General features: G+C 44.5%; 16 protein-coding genes. 3 read left to right on the forward strand and 13 right to left on the reverse strand.

Annotated features, from left to right (window positions below):
* Window positions 1-275: 275 nt before the first annotated feature.
* The 4 genes from KIK04_RS07145 to KIK04_RS07160 form a co-directional block, all read right to left on the reverse strand.
* Window positions 276-2,150, reverse strand: a complete 1,875-nt coding sequence (locus KIK04_RS07145) for a hypothetical protein (RefSeq protein WP_232277586.1) — start codon at window positions 2,148-2,150, stop codon at window positions 276-278.
* A 13-nt stretch (window positions 2,151-2,163) separates the two neighbouring features.
* A complete protein-coding gene (locus KIK04_RS07150) occupies window positions 2,164-3,444 on the reverse strand; it encodes an efflux RND transporter periplasmic adaptor subunit (RefSeq protein ID WP_232277587.1) in 1,281 nt (426 codons plus the stop codon).
* Between the two features lie 26 nt (window positions 3,445-3,470).
* A complete protein-coding gene (locus KIK04_RS07155) occupies window positions 3,471-6,551 on the reverse strand; it encodes an efflux RND transporter permease subunit (RefSeq protein ID WP_232277588.1) in 3,081 nt (1,026 codons plus the stop codon).
* 454 nt (window positions 6,552-7,005) lie between these two features.
* Entirely contained in the window at window positions 7,006-7,641 is a 636-nt protein-coding gene (locus KIK04_RS07160) for a helix-turn-helix transcriptional regulator (protein ID WP_332330003.1), read from the reverse strand.
* A 185-nt stretch (window positions 7,642-7,826) separates the two neighbouring features.
* On the opposite strand from KIK04_RS07160, the gene KIK04_RS07165 reads away from it, so the two are divergent.
* A complete protein-coding gene (locus KIK04_RS07165) occupies window positions 7,827-8,627 on the forward strand; it encodes an arylamine N-acetyltransferase family protein (RefSeq protein WP_232277590.1) in 801 nt (266 codons plus the stop codon).
* A 57-nt stretch (window positions 8,628-8,684) separates the two neighbouring features.
* On the opposite strand, the gene KIK04_RS07170 is transcribed toward KIK04_RS07165, so the two are convergent.
* Together KIK04_RS07170 and KIK04_RS07175 are read right to left on the reverse strand one after the other, a co-directional pair.
* A complete protein-coding gene (locus KIK04_RS07170) occupies window positions 8,685-10,088 on the reverse strand; it encodes a HAMP domain-containing sensor histidine kinase (protein WP_232277591.1) in 1,404 nt (467 codons plus the stop codon).
* Window positions 10,089-10,123: 35 nt separating this feature from the next.
* Window positions 10,124-10,801, reverse strand: a complete 678-nt coding sequence (locus tag KIK04_RS07175) for a response regulator transcription factor (protein ID WP_269671005.1) — start codon at window positions 10,799-10,801, stop codon at window positions 10,124-10,126.
* A 190-nt stretch (window positions 10,802-10,991) separates the two neighbouring features.
* Between KIK04_RS07175 and KIK04_RS07180 the strand changes: the two genes are divergently transcribed.
* Both KIK04_RS07180 and KIK04_RS07185 read left to right on the forward strand, forming a co-directional pair.
* Window positions 10,992-11,993 (forward strand): class I SAM-dependent methyltransferase, encoded by a 1,002-nt coding sequence (locus KIK04_RS07180; protein WP_232277593.1) that lies wholly within the window; start codon window positions 10,992-10,994, stop codon window positions 11,991-11,993.
* A gap of 25 nt (window positions 11,994-12,018) precedes the next feature.
* Entirely contained in the window at window positions 12,019-12,831 is an 813-nt protein-coding gene (locus KIK04_RS07185; RefSeq protein ID WP_232277594.1) for an N-acyl homoserine lactonase family protein, read from the forward strand.
* A gap of 128 nt (window positions 12,832-12,959) precedes the next feature.
* Here the strand turns inward: KIK04_RS07185 and KIK04_RS07190 are convergent, their stop codons facing one another.
* The 7 genes from KIK04_RS07190 to dcuS all read right to left on the reverse strand — a co-directional run bounded on the left by KIK04_RS07190 (window position 12,960) and on the right by dcuS (window position 21,801).
* Window positions 12,960-14,174 carry an MFS transporter gene (locus tag KIK04_RS07190; RefSeq protein WP_232277595.1) on the reverse strand — a complete coding sequence of 405 codons (1,215 nt, stop codon included), beginning with the start codon at window positions 14,172-14,174 and terminating at the stop codon, window positions 12,960-12,962.
* 66 nt (window positions 14,175-14,240) lie between these two features.
* A complete protein-coding gene (locus KIK04_RS07195) occupies window positions 14,241-14,846 on the reverse strand; it encodes a TetR/AcrR family transcriptional regulator (RefSeq protein ID WP_232277596.1) in 606 nt (201 codons plus the stop codon).
* A gap of 208 nt (window positions 14,847-15,054) precedes the next feature.
* A complete protein-coding gene (locus KIK04_RS07200) occupies window positions 15,055-16,119 on the reverse strand; it encodes a fibronectin type III domain-containing protein (RefSeq protein WP_232277597.1) in 1,065 nt (354 codons plus the stop codon).
* A gap of 231 nt (window positions 16,120-16,350) precedes the next feature.
* Window positions 16,351-17,835, reverse strand: a complete 1,485-nt coding sequence (locus tag KIK04_RS07205) for an NAD-dependent malic enzyme (protein ID WP_232278640.1) — start codon at window positions 17,833-17,835, stop codon at window positions 16,351-16,353.
* 155 nt (window positions 17,836-17,990) lie between these two features.
* Window positions 17,991-19,334: a 2-hydroxycarboxylate transporter family protein gene (locus KIK04_RS07210; RefSeq protein ID WP_232277598.1), complete on the reverse strand. Its 1,344-nt coding sequence runs from the start codon at window positions 19,332-19,334 to the stop codon at window positions 17,991-17,993.
* Window positions 19,335-19,472: 138 nt separating this feature from the next.
* Window positions 19,473-20,192 (reverse strand): response regulator, encoded by a 720-nt coding sequence (locus KIK04_RS07215; RefSeq protein WP_232277599.1) that lies wholly within the window; start codon window positions 20,190-20,192, stop codon window positions 19,473-19,475.
* Between the two features lie 7 nt (window positions 20,193-20,199).
* Window positions 20,200-21,801, reverse strand: a complete 1,602-nt coding sequence (dcuS, locus tag KIK04_RS07220; protein WP_232277600.1) for a DcuS/MalK family sensor histidine kinase — start codon at window positions 21,799-21,801, stop codon at window positions 20,200-20,202.
* Window positions 21,802-21,859 lie beyond the last annotated feature (58 nt).

The raw sequence follows: 21,859 nt of genomic DNA on the forward strand, positions 1-21,859 counted from the left end.
TTAGCGCTGCCCTTTGGATAATTTACAATATTAATTCATTATCGCGCTGCAGCAACCCCATTACTATCATATCGTACCAGTGACCTTTACGAAACAGCTCGTTCTTTAGCACACCCTCGAGCAACTATCCAATTCGCTCATATAAATGAAATTTCCGTTATTCCTCATAATAAAAAACCCCTTAGAACCGGGCTGCTACCTGTAAAATAACACAGGATAGCTACTGCCCTTCATCTAAGGGGTACTCGAACATCACACATCGTTACGCGTAAGCTTTAATTATTCACAACTTTTCCGAGGTATCGCTTGACGGCTCCGTGAGTCGGAGTCTCAACGACTTCATAGAAGTTCACCATCAGCGGCGTTCTTACATTATTGTTGAAAATATTAATATTTCCAAACGCTACATCGTGCTCGCCATTCGGCAATTTCGGATCTCCCGATAACGAATACTGCTTTGTAGCAAGCAGCTTATTGTGTGCATCTACTAACTCCAATTGCAATTTATGCATATTCGGATCAGACATGACTTGAATTTGGCGCACAACGGTTGTTCTTAGTTTCAAGTTCACACCGCTGCTCGTTCCTCCCATATCCCCAGTCACGATTTCGAACTTCCAGTTGTCTAAGACAACTTCAAACGGGTACATATGAAGGTTTTTGTCGCCTGTATTATCCAACGTATATTTCACGTTGAATATACCAACAACGACTGGATATTTCCCTTCTTCGCGTTTATCAACGATACGCATTGACAGGTTATATCCTTGCTCCAAGTCCGGAATAACAAAGACATGTGTGAGTACGACAGCTGTATTCGGTACAAGCTGCTCCGGTAATTTTTCAACTTGGACGCCACCAAAAATCGCTCCATCTTTCGTTTCCAGTTCAGCGTGGAACGGCTTTGGCTTCACGGTCGATGCGCTCGTATTCGCCAGCTTATAACGTACAAGCATAGCTTTAAATCCAACCTCTTTATTGCTCAAGAGGGTCTGTTCCTCAACGGACAGCTTTACCCCTTCAGGAAACAGTTCTTTAGCATCTTCTAATGGAAGCGGTGATTTCATAGAAGCTTCAACAGCTGTAATCTTCGCCACCGCTGTAGTTGGAACTTGGATATTGATTCGGCCTACATGATACGTAATGTTTTGTGTGTCATCCTTAGCATTACGCGGCACAAACGTTTCTGGCATTTGAATTTGCAAACTCGTTAATTCAGTCTGGTCTCCTGTTGCAACGGCAAACCGAACATTCGTCCGTTCTCCTGGCTGGAGCGTAACAGGCTTCTCTTCCAAACGCGAGCTTTGATACACATCACTGTGGGACCAAGCCATCAATTTGAAATTCGGTATCGTTTCACTCACATTGTTACGATTCTCAACACGAAGGGTCACGATGTGAACCGTCTCCAACTTCTGCTGTCCTTTCATCGATGGCTTCTCTGGCTTACCAGAGCTGCGTACTACGCTCTGTGGCGTATAAATAAGCATCGATGCATTAGCAGGGTTAGTGGCTGACGATAATTGGAATGACTCATGCCATCCCTTAATAGCATCAGGCGATGTAATAGCCGTATAATCATTTTCCCACTTTTGTTTCGGTACAGGCATCTCGCCCATAATACGCTCTACTTTGGGATAAACTTCACGGTCAATTTCCTTCCACAAGAAACGGAACGGCGTAAGCTCCTTTTCCGAGGTAAACTGCTTCAGATAGCGCCACTGTGTCGTCGCTCCTGGTAAGAGTACCTTGGCATTCGTTTCGCTTGCTTCCATTTCAAACTCTTCACCCTGAGTCATCCTTACATACAGCCCGTATTTCGGTAAATGAATATTTTTTTTCGTCAAATTCGTAACTTGCAAGACAACCGCAATTTGTTGTTTCGTTAAATTACGATCATGAATGACATCTTTCACTACGATACTGATGCCGTATTTGTCTTTTATTTTCTTTAATCCATCTGCTTTGATAGCTGTCGACGGTTTTTTCGTTGTTGGAGCAACAGGCTTTTGTGTGCTGCTTTGAGACTGTTTTGGTTGTACAGCAGCTACTTGAGCAGTTGCTTGTGAATAAGCGTATGTTTGCCCGGCACTCGTACCGAAGCCTAACAATATTAATCCCGCCACGATTCGCATATACATATGGTTCATGTCGGCTCCCTCCCTACTTGGTCAGCTCCACTCGCTGTTTATCTTTGACTTCATGCTGTCCAGCTACAATAATGGTCTCCCCTGCTTGCAATCCGTCAATAACTTCGTATTCGGATCCGACTAAGGCCCCCAATTTGACTGGACGTTTCAGCGCAGCTCCATCTTTGTAGATAAACACGAATGTGGCACCATGTTCTCGAATAATAGACGTTGTTGGTATAGCTGGAACATTACGAGCTGACTCATTTTCTAATCTCAATTGGATCTTTATACCTGGCTTCAACAGACGCTTCGCATTGTCTGCTTTCAATTCCAACGTATACGTACGTGTGTTTACATCCATCACTTCAGACAAGTATGAGATTGTTCCGGTATACGTTTGTTGCGAATTTCCGGAAATATAAAAGGTAAGTGCCTTCTTCCCTTTCACGAATTCCAGCGCCGTTTCTGTTAATTTTGCCTTCACAGTAATCGGATCAATATTCGTAATCTGACCTTGCTTCGTTCCTTGGGCAACGTTCATACCTGAAAGCAAGTTCCATTCGGTCAACAAGCCTGTAGTAGGGGCTTTGATATCCGCATGTTGTAAGGTTTGATTAGCCTCCTGAATATCGAGCTCCGCACTAGAAATCCCGTTCTTTTCCGCTAACAGCGTATTTTGGCTATCATGTGCGAACAGCTTTGTTTTGAGCGCTTCTAAATCGATCACGCTATTTTTAAATGTCGCTTCGAATTTATCCACTTCCGATTTCTCTACGGTGCCCTCATCATAGCCGTTCTTCAGCTTGTTCAGTTCCTTTTGTTGCTTCTCAAGATCGCGTTCCGCCTTCGTTACCGCATCCTGCTTCTCTTTTTTCCCAAACTTCTTGTCTGCTTCTGCCTTAGTGAGATCAGCTCTTGCTTTTTGCAAAGCAATTTCAGCTCTTCTCTTTTTACCACGAACCGCTTCCGTATCAAGACGAGCTAGAAGCTCGCCTTTTTTTACGAAATCACCCCGCTTCTTAAATACCTCGATGACATCGCCATTACCTTTTGGAGTAATGTCCATCGTCACAGATGGCACAATATCACCTATCACTTCCTCAGGCTTACCGATAGGCTTATTTGTCACTTTTAAAATCCCTACTTTTAACGTTGTTGCCTGAGCATTATCCGTTTGGGCTTTCGTTTCCTCTGCTGCTGGAGCAGCAGAACATGCCGATAATAGAACCAAGCTTGCCGTAATGGCAGCTAATAACTTGTATGCTCGATTCCGTCTTGAGAGTTTGCTGTCCGTGCGTCGCACATCATTCATCTCGTTAATATCTCCTTTCCTGAGGCCTATGTTGTCACATTCGTTTCTTTACCACGCCCGATTCGCTTCATTCTGTTCTTGAAGCTTTCGAGTAAATCATACACGACTGGCACAACAATTAACGTCAACACCGTCGATACGGTCAAGCCACCAATTACAACAACAGCCAAACCTTTCGAAATCAACGTACCGGTACCGAAACCAAGCCCGAGTGGTAGCAACGCCATAATCGTTGCCCCAGCTGTCATGATGATTGGACGCATCCGGACTAAACCTGCCTCGATAAGGGCACCGCGAACATCCATTCCTTCTTCCCGCAGCTGTTGCGCTTTGTCAATATAAACGATTGCATTCGTAACTACGATTCCGATAAGCATCATAAATCCAATCAGGGAAGTAATATTGATGGATTCATTTGTTATAAATAGGGCTATAACACCACCAATTGCTGCAAACGGTAGTGAGAATAGGATAGCAAACGGAGCACTCGCATTTCCGAAAGCTAGCACCATAATGAGATACACGATAAATATGGCTCCAGCCATAGCTAAGAATAATTGCCCAAAGCTTTCATCGATTTGTTCTGATACACCACCGACATCCACCGTAACTCCGTAAGGCATTTTGATTTGTCCTAGCTTCGCAGAAATTTCACCACTTAAACGCCCTTTATCTTGGCCAATAATTTTAGCCGAAATGGTTACTGTCTGCTCCTGCTTCTTGCGGGAGATCATTGACTGTGACTCTACGCGCTTCACTTCAGCGATATCGCCAACGAGTACGGTTTCGTTTGCAGGCGATTTCAACTTGATTTGTCTAACAGCGTCCAAGCTGCTGACATCCGCTTCACTCATTTTCACAACTGTTGGCCACGTGCCTTGAGCGAAACGTTGATCACCCAACGGAGCTTCATACAACCAAGTTGCTAACGATTCTTGTACAAAGCCTGCTGTAAATCCGTATTGGCTTGCTTTCTGTTGATCGACTGCAACGACGATCTCTGATTTTAGCGTACTCATCGAATCTTTAACTTCGAACAATTCTGGCATTTTTTTCATTTCTGTCTTAATCATGTTCACAGCTTGTATAATTTGATCTGTCTCTGTACCTCTAATGTTGTATTGGAAGTCACTTCCTCCTGAACCCTCAGTCAGCGAGTAGGATTGTGTTTCAACTTCCGAACCTGTAGGCAGCATCTTTAGAAGTCTTTCTTTATACTCTTTCTTCACTTGGTCTACATTAGCAGCCTTAGTTACCTCGGTATACATATGCGCATTATTTATTTGTGCATACTTAGAGCCATTGTACCCGACAAGTGTTTCTATAAAGGTAAAGAGAGACTTACCCTCACTGTCTTTACCTGCACGAAGTACAGCTTCGAGCTCTTTAGTCGCTAAATCCATTGATTTTAGCGATCCACCTGGGGGCAACTTGATTGTAAAATAGAAAGCCCGCGATGGTTCATTTTGCGGCATAAACGTAAATGCCAACTGTGGTGTTAATGGAACCATCGTCCCAATAAAGACGAGCAACGAGAGGAGCATTGTTTTGATGCGGTGATTCAACGACCACTCTAAGCAACGACGATAAAACGTCTTCAGCGGAGTCGGCTTGCTCTCGTCATGTACGTGAATTTTCTTTTGTCCTAATACCATCACTTTTGCAAGCATCGGAATTACCGTAAGCGCAACGAGTAAGGAAGCCATCAATGCGCTGCTCATGGTAAGTGCAAATGGCCTAAATAGCTGACCGGTCTGACCACTAACCATACCGATAGGCATAAATACACCTACAGTCGTCAACGTGGATGACGTTATTGCGTTGGCGACCTCTTTCGTAGCAAGCAAGATAACAGATTCATTTCTTTGCTGTGCTCGCTCGAGCCGGGTATATATATTCTCGATAACGACGATACTGTCGTCAACCACCCTTCCCACTGCAATAAACAGACCACCCAATGTCATAATGTTGAGTGAAATGTCCAACCATTTCATGATCAGTAGGGCAATAACGATGGATAACGGAATCGATACGAGTACGATGATCGTCATCCGCATATTTTTCAGAAACAGGAGAATCATGAGGGATGCAAGCAACGCCCCGATTAACCCTTCACGTATCAGTCCACTAATGGATGACTTGATCTCAACGGAGGAATTGAACACTTTCTGAAAATGTACGCCAGGAAGCGTCGTTTTCCATTTTTCGATAAGAGCATCAGTGCTGTCCGTAAATTGCACCATATTTGTACTCGCCGTTTTGTACAATACAATACCGATCGCTGGCTTTTCATCGATTCGGCCAACAAAGTCGGATGTGCTTATCGTTTCAACCTTGCCAATCTCATCAAGACGAACCGATTGTCCAGTCTTAGCTAACAGCTCGATACGGTCAAGATCATAAATATTTGTGATGTTGCCTTCCACCCGGGCAATTAATTTGTTGCCATCGAGATTAACCATTCCTGCTGGTCCATTTAAAAGCACTTTTTGAATTTCACTAGAAACGTCTTGTGGATTCAATCCATAATTTCTTAAGGCTTCACCTTGCAAATTAATTTCAATTCTTGTTTCTCGCTTTCCGATAACATCCATCTTGTCAATACCTGGGAGGCTATCGAATGCCGGTTTAATCGTCTTTTGAAAATGATCTTCCAGTTGTTCTTGGGAAATACCTTTATCCGCATGTAGAGCTAAGTAATAGGATGGCATTGAAGAAAAGCCAAATGTGGAGAGCTTAGGCTTTATGTCTTCTGGGAGTGTAACCTCCTGTAGTAAGGCCTCCAAATCCGTCTTCTTGCGGACAGCATCTTCTCCATCTTGTAACGTCACGAAAATAAGAGAGACACCTTCGCCTGTTTGAGATTCAATTGACCTGATCTTGTCAACGCCCGAGATTTTTTTCTCAAGTGGTTTGGTCACTTTTTCGATTATATCTTGCGCAGACGCATTATACTTTGTTTCCACAATAACGACAGGAAACGCAATGTTCGGCATCAAATCAATCTTTAAGCTTGAAGCAACGATAAGACCGCCACCGAACAAAATCGCCATCATGATAACAAGCGCGGCCACATTTTTCATTGAGAACCGTATGAGCGCGTTCATAGTCTCCTCCTTCAACTTCATTTCCATTGCACCGTCACATTTTCTAAACTAACAAACGAATATGAACGGAATATGAACTGTAATTGATGTCGAATCTAGCTGATAGTAGGTAAGCGAGCGGATACTGAATAACGATAGATAGATTTGTCTTCGTGCATACTTGATGAGAGAGATGTACGTTCATCTGTGTAGTTCTAATCTAATGAGGTCAAAATATGAACTGTAGTCAAATATGTCACTTGGTAAAGAAAGAAGACTGACTTAGAGGTTGTAAATATGTATTAGGTAGTTAGCTTTCAAAATAAATGGCCTGCATTTTACTAGTTTTAAAATACCTTTCAATCTAGGCAATGTCAACTTCTGTCGACAATTTTTAATCACAATGCTCTCAAATTCAAAAAAACTTGTCCCCTTCTGAAAAGGAGGCACAAGTTTTTTGAATTCATATGGAATTTCAGTCCTGTATAATATATTTACAGCATTCTTTCCCTTTTGCCATGCACCCCACCTGCTCAACCCGTTCCGTGCTTAGCACTTTCTTGAACAGGGACAGTTCGCATGAGCATGCTGTCTGATACTTATTAGCTACCGCTGAAATCGGGCAATTGTATTCCACAAATTCAAAGGCACCATCCTCGCGCTCCGTCCACTCTACCATATAGCCGTTCTTATTTTGGATATTGGCCAGTTCCTGCACACGTTCCTTGAGGCTCTTCTGTTCCATCTTATTAGAGTAGCTGTTATACAAGCGCTGTTCCCGTTTATTGAACAAGTTGTCCACAGCATCTTCACCATACATATCTTGAATGTCGTCCAAAAACTCGACCGTCATATTGGAGTAATTTCGTGGGAACTGCTCTTCCCCTTTTGCCGATAATACATATACACGCACAGGTCTACCCATCGCCTGCCGAACATCCGTAAAATCTAGCAGCTGATCGCGCTCCAATGTTTGCAGATGACGACGTACACCCATTTCTGTAATTCCTAGCTGTAAAGCCATCTCGGTTACGGTCAGTTTTTTTTGTTTTTTTAGCATAAGCAGGATTTCTTCTCGTGTTCCACCGCTATGACTGCTCAACGTATTCACCTTCTCAACGATAAGTCTATTTTAATAGTTTACCACATTCGCATCGCTTGCATTTTTAAAATGTTTATGGTTAAATGTGCAAAAAGAAACTTTTTAAACTTAATTGTTTGTAAAATCAGAATAACATTAATAACAGTTAAATAGCAATGAAACAGAATGGTGCCTCAACAAAAGGAGGATTTCGTATGACCTCATTTCAGCAACAACTTCTTCACAAACTTCAATTGCCTGCGAATGAAACATGGACTTTTGAGCATATCGCGGGCCTTATGCAGCGAATGGCAGACGTTATTCCTTTTGAAAATTTAAGTATTGTGCATAATGATTTTCAACCGATTAATCGTGAAAATGTAATCCACAAAATAGCTACTCGACATCGGGGCGGGTTGTGCTACGAGCTAAATACGTTGATGTATTACTTTTTATTAGACTGTGGATTTGACGTATCGCTTGCGTGTGGTACCGTCTATAACAAAGAGACCTCGCAATGGCCATCTCTGCGGAATACACATATAATGACCGTTCTAAAAGAAAAAGGGGCGCTGTGGCTCGTTGACGTAGGTCTGGGGTCATTTCTACCTTTGCAGCCTGTGCCATTTACAGGGGCAACGGTGTACTCGAAGACAGGAGCGTATCGCATTCGTGAATGCGCAGCACAGCCGGACTCAGGGGAAGCCGCTCCTCCTGGGACGCATCTGTTGGAAATGAAACGAGTTAATGACGTGGATTGGGTACCTGCCTATGCTTTTCGGATAAATGCCGTCGGTATCGAGGAAGCGAATCGGGTGCAGCACGATGTTGTGCATAGTGAGTACTCTATCTTTAATAAGGGTCCCATCGTTATGAAGCTGACACATAAAGGCCATACGACATTGACGAAAGATAGTCTAACCGTAACGATAGATCATACAGCTACGAAAACAGACATTTCAAGCGATGAACAATTTAATAAGCAACTTCAGCACTGGTTCGGTATTCAGTTATAGCATTCACACGAAAAGGCTGTTGCATCGAATAGTTACTTCGCGCATCAGCCTCTCTTTTTATTTGTTCACATCCATGGGTGCCGTCTTATTTTTTCTAGCCGCAATCTTCCCGATAATGACATTGCTCTTCCAGGGCGGTAGCGGCAAGCGTACGGTCACCGTCGTGCCTTTGCCAAGTTCACTTTCAACATAAATAATGCCTTTATGTAGGGAAACAATTTTTTTTACAATAGCTAACCCTAATCCGCTACCGCTAATGTGACGACGACGTGATCGATCCGCCTTATAAAAACGGTCAAATACTCGCTTTAAATCCTCCGGAGGAATACCGATACCCGTATCAGATATGCTGACGATCACAGCATGCTTCAGTGACTTGCTTACTTTGATGCGCAGCACTCCAGCTTCTGGCGTAAACTTTATACTGTTGCTAATAATGTTCGTCCATACGAGATTCATCTGATCTTCATCGGCGTTAATCGTCACAGGTTCTAATTCTAAATCGACATTGATTTGCTTGCTCGTCCATTGGGGTTCTAAGGCCACAAGTATTTTGCGCAGTTGTGTGTCCAGATTGACTGGTCTTGGATCAAACGGATGGTGATCCGATTCTAAGGAAGCAAGTTGAAGTAAATTGTCACTCAACCGAGACATGCGTTCACTTTCCGTCATAATGATTTGCAGATAGCGCCCCTGCTCCGACTCGGGAATAACGCCGCTCTTTAAAGCCTTTGCAAAGCCGTATATGGACGTCAATGGAGATTGAATCTCATGCGATACGTTCGATACGAAATCTTGCCTCATCTGTTCTAATTGCCTAAGCTCCCGTGCCATCTCATTAAAGCTATTAGCCAAAATACCGATTTCGTCTTGGCGTTTGGTTTGCAGTTCGGTTTCAAAATCACCGCGAGCCATGCGCTTCGTCGCTTCGGTCATTTTGTTAAGAGGCAGCACGATAAATCGGGCGGCAATGAGAATACATAAGCTACCCGCAGCTAAAGACACTAACAATATGGTAATAATAAACCGGGTCTGAATAGGGTCTTCGATAAGCAACATTTCGATGAAAAAAGCGTGCTTTTTACCCCCAAATTTAAATGGCATTCCAATAACCGGATAGCCCGCATAATTGTGTTCACTACGAAATTGTTGTCCTGCCAATACAAGACGCACTTGAGCGGGTTCCGCGTGAAACCTTACATTTTTTTGATTATCGGTTTGGTTATCTCTCTGTGAAATTCGCTCTCCTGCTTCATTGTAAATGTGAATGTCATACCATCCAAATTTAGAATTCCCTTTCGTTAGCACCTCAAACTTTTCTCGTGACATGTTCTCTAAGAAGCGAATATAGTCGGTTGCTAATTTCGTCATCTCACGTTGGACCATTTCATTCATGCCGCGCTGAAAAATAAAATTGGATAGCGCGAAAGCAACAATCATCCCGACAATGGCGGCTAGCATAAAGGTAAGGGCCACCCTTACGTAAAGGGTTCTAATCATACGTACACCTCAAGTCGATAACCAAGACTACGCGCCGTTACGATGCGAAACTGGTCTTGATTAATCGAAAAGCGCTCTCGTAACCGCTTGATGTGTACGTCTACCGTGCGGTCATCGCCCGCATAGTCTGCACCCCAAATATCTTGAATAAGCTGCTCCCGTGTTAGGATTTGCCCCTGACAGCTGGCAAGCTTGAACAGCAGTTCAAACTCCTTCAACGGCAAAGTCATGACTTCGTCGTCTTTAATAATTTTATAGCCGTTGCGGTCCAACTGGTACTCGCCTATTTGTAGTACCTGTGAGTAATAAATACGATATCGTCGTAACAACGCCTTCACCCGCATAACAAGCTCCATCGGATCAAAAGGCTTTATAATATAATCGTCCGTCCCAAGCTGAAAGCCTTTAATCTTCTGACTAGGCTCCGCTTTGGCTGTTACCATTAGTAGCGGTAGATCTGGAAACTGCTGTCTCAATTCGCGGCATAGTTCCCATCCGTCCATTACAGGCATCATAATATCTAATATGACGAGGTCGGCCTTCAACGTTTCCATTAACTCTAAAGCTTCTTGTCCGTCACATGCCTCCGTTACATGAAACCCTTCTGCTCGTAAAAACAATCCTATTAACTCTCGGATATTATCATCGTCATCAGCTACTAATATGTTTCTCAACACTTCACACCCCTTAAGAGTCGAAAAGTTAACATTATAACGACTTTAACATGAAAATGTTGGAATTTTCAATGAACAACTTGCGCCTCTGTTCACTTCGCGCTAACATCCATTTTATTCATATTTAAAATGGCGTATAATTCAACTATTAGCCTGTACAATTAAATCGTGTGGAAAAAGGGAGGTTTATATGGAACTTACCGATCCGTTACACAATCAGGTTACTTCTTTCATTGATTTGCAGATGCAAACCAATAGCGAGACCAATTTGTTTACTTACCACCCTAGAGCGATCCGTCTCTCACCTCAAATGTTGCACTTCACGTTCGAGCATCGGTCGCAGCTACAGCAATTATTCGCTGCTCGTAACCCTACGAGGCAGAAGCTTGCGGCATACATGTCTACTTGTATGGAACGTAAACTGACCGAAGTGAACCAGTTTGCTATTTTGACCAAACCAGAACAACAGCGGCTTCTCCATATCTACGTTTCGTATCTAGACGTTATCGTCGACCTTTTGCGCGCAGACAGCATGCAGCGCTTGTACGATTCATTCACAACGGCTATTCAGCACCATTTCTCACATTTACGGTCATTTCTTGATCAGATGCAGCATTCGTCTCTCTTTGAAAAAATACGAGGCTTATCTCAACTAAACAAAATTCCATGCTTTGAATACCGTCCAGAACTACAACTTCACTTACTTGGAATAGACGTTAATCAACTCCAAGAACCTGTATTGGATATTGGCTGCGGCTACAACGGCAGGCTTGTACGGTACTTGCGGCGCCATGGTTGCGAGGCTTTTGGAATTGATAAATTTGCTGGCCATGCACGATGGTTGCAGCGAGCCGACTGGCTTGATTTTCGGTTTCATCCTAAGCGGTGGGGCACCCTTATTTCGCATATGGCGTTTTCGAACCATTTTACACATCATCATTTGCGTAAAGACGGTGATCCTTATCAGTATGCGGGTAAGGTGATGGAAATATTGCACGCACTGAAACCGTACGGCTCCTTCTACTACGCGCCAGGCTTACCTTTTTTCGAACCGCTCATCCCTACAGATACATATGTCATAAACAAAAGACCCCTTTCGATTCCGATGGATCAGATGCATGCACGATCATTCTCGGAATCGACAGCCTATTCGACTCACATTAGAAGCATTAACAATTGCAACTACAAATGATATTCAGACATGTGGGGGTTATGTGATGACTGCTGCAAAAATTCATGTATGGCATACAGGTAGTGTCTATATGGACGAAGCGATGGCTTTTCATGAAAAAACGTGGCATCCTGCTCCATTTACCGGATGGCTGCGACCAAAATCAAAGAAACACCATTTCCCTGTTTCTGTCTATTTTATCGAACATCCGAAGGGCAATGTGCTCGTCGATACAGGCTGGAGCGAGGACATTAGAACGAAGCAACAACAGCATCTAGGTAGATTAACCATGAGTATGTATCACGGAGTGCTTCCCGAAGGAACATCCGTGCGTGAGCAGTTGCATGCTCACGGCTATACCGCACGTGACATTGATATCGTGATGCTATCTCACTTGCACGCGGACCATGTCAGCGGTATTCAGCATGTTGCTAACGCGAAGAACATAGTAACGAGCGATATTGAATGGAACGAGGCCCAGAAAGCTGTAGGTTACATTCGCAGCATGTGGGACGGTGTTCGGATCAATACGTTCTCGTTAAAGGCGATTCCTTTCGGGCCTTACAAGTTAGGTCTCGACGTGTTTGACGACGGAACTTTATACTTCGTTTATACACCGGGCCACACTAAAGGACTGTGCTCGGTGCTCGTACAGACGAACCAAGGGTGGGTACTGCTTGCGGCAGATGTCGGCTACGCGGAACAATCGTGGCAGGAGCGCATCTTGCCAGGCACGATGGCCAATAAGGAGGAAGCTGCACTCTCGTTGAACTGGGTTCGTGATTTTGCCCAACGGGATGACTGTTTCGCCGTGCTTGCCAACCACGATCGAAATGTTCAGCCTCACGTTATGACTTAACATCAAGCAGCATGCTTCTACCTGCGGGACAGAAGCATGCTGCTATTTTTCATGAATGCGACCAGCCTAGCTAACCTGTCCAGCTCAACCTAATTGGGTACTACTCGCCTCTCTCCCGCGGCAGTATTTTAGCTCCCCAATGATGGTTGCGGGTCAGCCTCAACCGTGTTGGTTAGCTTCAGCAAGTACGCTGGAATGGTAGCCAATGCCACCACACATGCGGCAATGACGTATACCGTGACTAACGAGGTCGATATTTTTAGGAACGCTGATAAAGAAGAGCCAAGAAGCACGGAACCCATAAATAAAGGGGTAATCGTCCCAGTCACCCGACCAATCATTTGGGCAGACACCAAATTAATCATCTGTGTTCCGATGACGATATTAACAAAAGCCATACAGACGGCATCTGCAAAGGCCGTCGCAGCTGTTAGCCATAGTTCTGTAGAAAGGGCAGAAATGATATTGGAGACGCTGTACATGAGTAGCCCCCAGATCAGAACTTGTTTCATGTTTAATTTCGGCAAAGAAACGGTTGCAATGCCTCCACCTATCAGCATGCCTAATCCAGTAAGAGCGGCTATGTACTGCATCATTTTTTGATCTAAACCAAGACGTTCCGTAATGAGAAAAATTTCAAGTGGCTGCATCAGTCCGGCGCCAAGCCCAAAAAGACAAAATAAAATGGACATCTTGATTAACGCTGAGGATTGATATACGTATGCCCAGCCTTCCTTAATATCGTGAAGTAAGGAAATCCGTTCACTCTGCTCAATCTTGATAGCCGGAAGGAAAGACAAGCACAGAAAGGACAACGCAAATAAACCAACAAGACAATAAAGTGAGGCTGTCATGCCTAGATTGTAATAGATAAATGTACCTACTAATGGTCCGATCATAATAAACAAGGAATGAAGACTTTGTGATATCCCGATCGCGAGCGATATGTCTTTCTCTGGAACGTACAATTTAAACAGCTTGGACGACGCAGGCTGGGAAAATTGACTGACTACAGCAGAAACAAATGTAGCAATATAAAGCACTTCCCAATACCCTGACTGCAGCACAGCTATAATGATCAAAATAGAAAGGGCACTTAGCACATCTCCCGTAATCATCGTTCGCTTCGGATTCCATCTGTCAGCTAATGCTCCACCAATAATGGAAAATATAAAAATAGGCGCATACTCCAGCACCGTAATAAGCGCAATAGCTTCAGTGCTACCAGACGTTTTCTCCATAATAAAATAGAGAAGAGCCATATTCCGAATCCAGATCGCAATATTTTGCAGCAAATCGGACGCTGACACTAACACAAATACTTTATTTTTAAATAGTTGCAAGTTAATCCTCCCTAAACCGACCATTCGGTCTAATTTAATACATAACTACCTGACAACTAAATAAAATCAGGCAGTCGTGTGATTTACACTAATCCCATGCCAAAGAACGTCGATCCCTTTTTTGTACATCCGCTTCAGTTCTTTCATGTCCATCTCATAATCGTAATATAGCGTACCCAGCCCACTTAGCATCGCATAAACGATGTACATCAAATCTTGTACATTGTCCTGCTTGAGTTCGCCCTCATCAATGCCTTTCTGTACAATTTCCTCGTACACCTTATTCGGAATACGTGAAATTTCCACCATTTTCTCTACCGTTGTTAGACTCACAATTTGGCTAGTAACAAATTCTTGCGTTGCATACATAAGTGTCGTTTCAAAGTTATCTATAAAATGTTCAGCAACAGCGTAAAGCCGCTCCATTGTGTTTGTGTACTTGTGCTCCATCTCCCTCCATTTCTTTACCCACTCCTCTATATTTATTTGACATAAAAATAGAAATAGCTCTTCCTTACTCTTAAAATGGTAGTAAATACTACCCTTACTACGCTGTGTAATCGTGCAAATGTCCTCCATAGAGGTTGCATTATATCCTTTTTGCGAAAAGAGCTCCTTTGCTTTCAACACAATATCTCGTTTGATATCTTGTCGTTTTCGATGACGTGCCAACTTGAATCGGTCCCTCCTTCTTATTTATTAAACCGACTATGCGGTCTAATAATATCATGGCTTTGTTTTCCAAGCAAAGGGACTATAATAAAAAATCCCCTCCGGTTTGTGCTGCGTCTGAACAGCATAAATAAACCTCCTCGTCCGCCTATATCATATGTAGGGCAGTTGAGGAGGTTGCTATTTAAGGTATCGTGACTGTAACGGTTTAAGTCAAGGGTTTATCATCAGGCTGTGCGACATATTCGTTAATTTCAAACGTTAAAATACGATCGAAAATCACATAGTCTACTCTGCTACTAAACGGGCCTTTATTGTTAGTACCTTTATTGATAGCAAATTTAGAAGGGCCTTGTCCCGCATCCTTTGTATCAAACCATTTTAAGAAGGCTTCTACTTCTTTCATCGACAAATCGTATTCTTTAACTGTACCATTAATTAACGTAATTTCTACTAATGCTCTGTTGCCTGTTGGCTCAGGCTTCTCGGGCTCTTTTGGCATTTCTTTCGGTGTAGCAACAGCCTCATTGGAGTTGCTGTACTCAAGACCATTTACGATAGCGCTAACTGCAAAATAGTAGGTCGTTCCGTTGTTCAGGCCTGTAACGGTATAGTTACCATAAACGCTGCTTGTTACCGTTGTTGATTCCGTATAATTTCCTTTTGCAGTACCGTATTTGATGACATATTGCGCAGCATCTGCTACGGGTGTCCAATTTAATTTAACCGCTTTATCTCCTGCTTGTGCTGTTAAATCTTCAGCTTTGTAATCGATCAGCTCACCGGTTTCGTTCATATCAATTGCATCGAGTGAAATGACTCCACTATCCACAGCTTGAATAGTTACGGTATGTTTAGTATTAGGCAATCCACGTTTTTCATAAACAAGAATTTGTCCTTCTGACATGCTAACATTTTTGTATGCGCTATACGATTCTGTAACTCCGTCAATTGTAATCCCAATATTTTTACTGTGATTTAAGTAACGTGTTGCAATGATTCGAATGTCTGTACCTGTGAAGTCAAATTGAATACTTGCATCTTTTTGGTGAGAGTAAATATTCGTTTTATCATAAAATCGGTTGTCTTTTATGCCGTTTGTCCAGCCTGAACCTAAATATTTGATACCATCCGCTCTATCATCGTATCTTTTCCAACCGCTTTCTGGAGCTGTTAATCTCTCACCTATTGTAAGTGCATAAGTTGTAGGTGCAATGACAAGTGAAATGAGCATTACAGTTAAAAATAGTCCGCTAAAAAATTTCAATTTCATTTGATGGATCCCCTTTTCAATTTGTTTATGTCATTAATCTAATCGAAATTAGTTCCCATGTCTAAACATATAATCCTAAATATGGTTATTTATATACGGTGTGGGTAAACATTTTCAGAAAGCTTACTTCTATACACAAAAAAGACTGCCTCAAAAGTCATTAAGACTTTCGAAGCAGCCACTTAGAGCGTTACCTCAATATGAACTATATACGGAGATACATCCGTAGGTTTAGCGCCACGCCAGCTCTATATCTTCCTCAAACAGCTCATCTGTGCTGATAGCATCAGAACTCGACGTTTGCATATCGAGCGGTAGCTTGCGTGCAACGCCTGTCTGATGTGCCGCTCTGATTACACCTTCGCGAACCTTCTCAACGACTTTGGCGTTGAAGACGTTAGGAATAATGTACGTCTCGCTCAACTGCTCGTCCGTTACGACCGACGCGATCGCTTGCGCGGCTGCCAGCTTCATCTCTTCGTTGATTTCCGTCGCGCGGCAATCTAACGCGCCGCGGAAAATGCCAGGGAAGCAGAGCACGTTGTTAATTTGGTTCGGGTAATCGGAACGGCCCGTTGCCATTACTTTTACATACGGTGCTGCAAGGTCCGGATCGATTTCCGGCACCGGATTCGCCATGGCAAAGACGATCGGCTCTTGCGCCATCTTCTTCACGTCCTCCACCTTAAGTACACCTGGTGCGGACACCCCGATAAATACGTCAGCGTCAGCAATAACTTCGGACAAAGAACCGCTTACATTGTGCGGGTTTGTGATTTGCGCGAAAGCAGTCCATTGCGGATTATCGTATTGAACGTCGCGGCAAATTGCACCGTGGCGGTCAACGCCAATCAGATTGCGCACGCCGGCTTGGAGCAGCATTTTTGAGCAAGCGATACCTGCTGCGCCGATGCCGTTAACGATAACTTTAATGTCCTCAACTCGTTTGCCGCAAATTCTAAGCGCATTCAACAACCCTGCCATAATGACAACGGCTGTGCCGTGCTGATCATCGTGAAATACCGGAATATCGAGTTCACGCTTTAAGCGCTCCTCGATCTCGAAGCAACGCGGCGAAGAAATATCCTCTAAGTTAATGCCGCCGAACGTCGGCTCCATGGCTTTAACGATACGAATAATTTCTTCTGGGTCCTTCGTATTCAAGCAAATCGGAAATGCGTCCACGCCTGCGAGCTGCTTGAACAGCATCGCCTTGCCTTCCATTACTGGCATTGCAGCGGCTGGGCCGATGTCGCCCAAGCCGAGTACCGCTGTGCCGTCCGATACAACGGCTACCGTGTTGCGCTTAATCGTGAGCGAGTACGCCTTGTCCGGATCGTCGGCGATCGCCGTACATACACGCGCAACGCCCGGTGTGTATACTTTAGATAGCGTATCGCGGTTCTTGATCGGATTTTTCGGCACGCACTCAATTTTGCCGCCGACGTGCAATTGGAACGTCTGATCGGAGACGTGCATAACGTCAACACCATCCAGCTCCGCTAGCTTCTTGCCTAGCATGCTTCCGTGCTCTGGATCACTTACGTTAACCGTAATATCGCGCACATGGTGCGTCTTCGTTGATGAGATAACGTCGATACCGACCATATCCCCGCCGTCGTAGCCGATTTGCGTAGCCAACGTGCCAAAGCCGACACGCTCTTTTTCATACTTTACACGGATCGTGATGGTAAGCTGTTTATGAGTGCTGCTCATTTCTTTCATGATGTTTTCCTCCCCATTTTCAATGCCCATATCAGCAAATCCTCATCTATCCATTTTCATATCTTCTCTCTATAGCCCAATGAACAAAGGGAACAAGTCTGTTGATCTGCTCGCTTTGTTCACCGAACCTTATTTATATCGTCACTTTAACTAAAAAACTTCATCAGCAGCGTAGCCGCAATGACCGTTGCCGCTCCCCCCAAACGAGTGGAAATTTGCGCAAACGGCATCATCCCCATACGATTGGACGCCGACAAGATCGCTACGTCGCCAGTACCGCCAAGACCACTGTGACAGCCTGTTACGATTGCGGATTCTACGGGATGCATGTTCATATAACGTGCAATAAAGTAGCCAGAACCAACCATCGCCAACACGACCGAAGCACAGACTAAAATGTAACCTGGGCTGATCACTTTTACGACATCCGTCAGTGGCACGTACAACATACCCAAACCGACCATAAGCGGCCATGTCAACGAAGTCGAAATAAACTTGTACATATGAAACGCGCCATGCTCCATATTTCTTGGCAGCACTTGTGCGTATTTAACAACGGTAGCGGCAATAATCATAATGATTGCACCTGGAATACCAACGAACTTGGACAACAGGCCGCCCAAAATAAAGAAGCAGCAGGCAAGCAAGAGGCCAGAGCCCATCAAAGCAAAATCAATCTTCTTCTCTTCTTCTTGCGCACTAAGAATTTCGTTATCTGCACCAGACTTGATCAACATGCCGTTACCCGTCAAGTGAGGCTTCTTTTCGCCTAGGCGCTTGAGCAAGCCCGCGCAAATAATCGCAACCATGTTGCCGATAATAGCCGCCGGAATCATTTGAGACACATACGTACTTGCTGGTTCTCCCAAAATCGCGGAATATGCAATGGACAGCGGTAAAATCCCTTCACCAATACCACCACCGATAATCGGTACGATTATAAAGAAGAACGTGTGGTAAGGCGTGTAGCCGAACAACATGCCCACGAGCAAGCCTGCACCGACCGATGCGAGTGTACCCACGACGAGCGGTACGAACATGCGGACAAAGCCTTTTACTAAGACGGTACGGTTCATCCCTAAGATACTACCTGCCACGAGGCAGGAGATGTAGAAGTACAAGAAGTTCGACTCTTTCATCAACTGCGTAACCGCTTCCATTATAGGCGGATTAAACACATTTAGAAACACTAGAATCGAAGGCACGAAAATAGCCAAAATAGCTGGACCGCCAATTTCTTTTAAAATGGGCACTCTTAAACCGATGTCCCCGAGCAAAATGCCCAAAACCATGATCACGGCAAAACCGCCGATCATATCAGACGGAAGCTTACTAAAGTAAGCAGCTAAAAATACGATTGCAGCAAGCGTTAAGTAAAGCGGCAACGGAATGACGCCGACTTTCACTTGACCAAGTCTTGTGAAAAAGTTAGGCTTCGCTTGTTCGTTCTGCGCAGATGAATTCGCCTTATATTGTTGGGCGTGTTCCATAGGCCAACACCTCCAATGTGTGAGTACGAATTCATCATAATCGTTATGAAAACGCTTTAATAGTTTTTGAAAGTTAAGCATTTGTTTTGTAATTAAAGTAAGTGATAAGGTAGTTAGACAGCAAGATTTGAGTTGTCGTTAACCTTGCAAATAAGATTGCAGCACATCTCTCATCCCTGGCACGACATGATGCTTGTACGAAGGCCGACCGACCGCTCCATACAACACTTCAACCTCCAACACGCCGATCTCACTTAAAAACTGCAAATATTTTCGCATCGAAACACGAGAAATGCCAACTAATCCAGCCAGCTCTTCTGTTGAAAATTCAGCGCCACGCATTGACTCGATCTGCTCCCAGACGAGTTGAAGCGTATTCCGCGTTAATCCTTTAGGGAGCCCAATAGATCCCGGTATTACATGTTCGTTATGGTGAAAAAGCAGTTTATCCAGATCGGCTTGGCTTAGTTCTTCACGGGACTCCATGACCCTAACCTCTTCCCGATACGTTGACAACGCTGCTTGAAAACGACTAAATTCAAAAGGCTTAATTAAATAGTCAACCGCGCCTAGACGCAGTGCTGTTTTGACGCTGGCAATATCACTGGCAGCCGTAATAATAATCACATCCACGCCACGGCCCATTTTGCGAATATTGTCTAGTAACTGTAGGCCATTAATTCCTGGCATATAGATGTCTAGCAAAATGAGATCCACAGCGCTCTTCTCCAGCAATTGAAGCGCTGCATCTGCGGTAGATGCTGATGCGACTAGCTCAAACCCTTCAATTTGTCGCAAATAATGCTTATTAAACTCTGCTACCATCGGGTCATCTTCTACGATGAGGACTTTTATCATAGCTGCCTTATAACTCTCCTTTGATCGGATATGGGATCGAAACGGTAAATGTAGACCCAGCGCCGTGCAGCGAGTCTACCTTAACTTGCCCACCTAATTGATTGACGCTTCTTTGCAAAAGGAAAAGTCCGTATCCGCGGTCTTCCCCTTTGGTGGAGAAGCCTTTTTCAAACATGTGTTGGCGCACATGATCAGGAATGCCAGGACCGTTATCTTTCATTTGCAAGTGCAACGAACCGGACATATATTGAACATCGACAATGATTTGACCATGCTCGATGCCGATTAACGCCTCAATCGCATTATCGGTTAAATTGCCCATAATCGTAATAAACTCATGCGTCAAAGACGGCTCATTCGGTTCCGGCAAATAGCTCGTCTCAGACAAGACAAGCGTTAGTCCGCTTTCGCGAGCTTTACTCATTTTGCCTAGCAAAAATCCAGCCAGTACAGGATCATTCACCTGCCGCATAATAAGCCCGACCTCCGTCTGATGACGGCTCGCTACTTCGCTCACATAGCCCTCCAGACGGTCATAAGCTCCGATATGAACCAAGCCCAATATAACGTGCAGCTTGTTCATAAACTCGTGCGCCTGTGCTCGCAGCGCATCGGCATACAAACGTACGCCCGTCAGCCGCTCTGCAAGCTGACTTAACTCTGTCTTGTCGCGAAACGTCGCGATGATTCCGACCGTTGTGCCTTGCACACAGATGGGTACGCTGTTCGCTAAGACGGTAAGACCTTGCAGCTCAAACTCCGCATCCAGCACGGACTCACCTGTCCGCAGGGTGCGACGCAGCAAGCCCGATACGACGTCGTCCACATAATGACCTACATCGTACTGCTTTACACCAGCCTTCGCAAACAAGCGCCGTGCCTCCTCATTAATAAGCGTAATACGGAAGTCATGATCGACAGCTACAATGCCCTCCCGCGCGGACTGCAGCATGGCGTTGCGCTCCTCAAGCAAATGAGCAATGGCCGATGGCTCTAAGCCAAACAGCACGCGCTTAATTTTTCGCGCTAAAATGAGAGCGCCTCCAATTCCAGTTATGCCACCGAGCACAAGCCCTAAATAAATGATCCAGCGATTTTTCATAACCGCATGTTCCACACTTTCGAGCGAAATCCCGACCGCTACGACCCCAACCTGCGTCCCGTAAACGGTGCGAATCGGCTTAAACGCACGCAGCGATTTGCCCAGTGTTCCTTCCCCGAACGATACATGTTCACTACCAGCTAGCGCAACCTTCTCGTCGCCACCTACAAATGGCTTGCCGATCTGCTTCGGGTCGGGATGAGACTTGCGGATGCCTTCCATATCCATAACGACGACATATTGCATCCCTGTTTTTACCCGGATATCATCCGCGTAGCGTTGAATTTCCTCTTCGGTGCGCCCACCGCTTAACGCCTCCGCCATGATAGGTATCGTCGCAATCGTTCGCGCTACCGCCTTCGCTTTTTCTTCAACCAAAAGCTCTGTATTTCTCGCGGTTTGCCACTCTATCATAATGCCCGTAACGAGTAGCGCCAGCGCAACTACACTGCATACGAGCAACATAATCGTCGCCTGCAAGCTTATTCTGGGTTTGTTGTAACGCATGTTGCATTCCCCTCTACCCTTGAAGTCTTTTGTGTGAAGTCTACTCCCATCTTAACAT

The sequence above is a fragment of the Paenibacillus sp. 481 genome, from assembly GCF_021223605.1.
In the GTDB taxonomy this organism is placed as follows: domain Bacteria; phylum Bacillota; class Bacilli; order Paenibacillales; family Paenibacillaceae; genus Paenibacillus_B.